1 pseudogene is annotated in these 946 nt (G+C 26.8%); it reads left to right on the top strand.

Annotated elements, in window-relative coordinates:
• A pseudogene (locus tag GQX97_RS12500) lies at positions 1 to 946 on the top strand (hypothetical protein); the annotation flags it as partial.

Genomic DNA, 946 nt, shown 5'->3' with positions numbered 1-946 from the left:
AACAAGAAGACACTGATAATTTAGACGACTTAGAAAGAATATTAGATGATGATACTAGTGAAAAAGAAGAACCTAAACAAGAAGATACTGATAATTTAGATGACTTAGAAAGTATATTAGATGATGATACTAGTGAAAAAGAAGAACCTAAACAAGAAGATACTGATAATTTAGATGACTTAGATAGTATATTAGATGATGATACTAATGAAAAAGAAGAACCTAAACAAGAARATACTGATAATTTAGACGATTTAGATAGTATATTAGATGATAATACTAAAGAAGAGAATAATAATAATTTAGAAACTGCATTAGATGATAATATAAAAACTCAAGATGCAGACGAATTAGAAAACAACATAGACAATAATAGCTTAGAATCAAATAACGATAATTTGATGGTTGAAAATGTTGCTGGTAATGTAAGAATAATCGAAGAAGAAAACACATTACCTTCTCCGGATTCTGCTGATAATTTAGGAGAATCAAAATACGAAGATGTTGACAAAGACATAAATGATGATGAAGTTATAGACAACATCAAAAGATTATCTCCTATTACTAGATATCATGTTTTAGATGCGATATTAAATGAAAAACTCTCCAAAAACTCTATGCAAAAATTATTAAAAGCTTTAGAGAAAGGCGAGTCTAATGAATATATAACAGATTTTATAAATAATGAATTAGGTTTAAGTATTTCAGATTCTAGAGGCGGATTATTAGATATTATACCTATTCCTAGCTCATTAAAAGAATATGCTAARATAATAAGGATTGCCGCAATATTTTTAGTATTATTTGTTGGCGTAGTATTATTTTCATATCAATTTATATATAAGCCTGTTTTAGCTAATAGATATTTCAAAATGGGTTTAGAAAATATATATAACAGTCAATTTGATGAAGCAGAAAGAAATTTTGCTAAGGGTGATAGACTAAC

The organism is Brachyspira sp. SAP_772, assembly GCF_009755885.1.
In the GTDB taxonomy this organism is placed as follows: Bacteria; Spirochaetota; Brachyspiria; order Brachyspirales; family Brachyspiraceae; genus Brachyspira.
The sequence above is the reverse complement of the archived record's forward strand: the minus strand, read 5'-3'. Positions and strand labels throughout refer to the sequence as shown.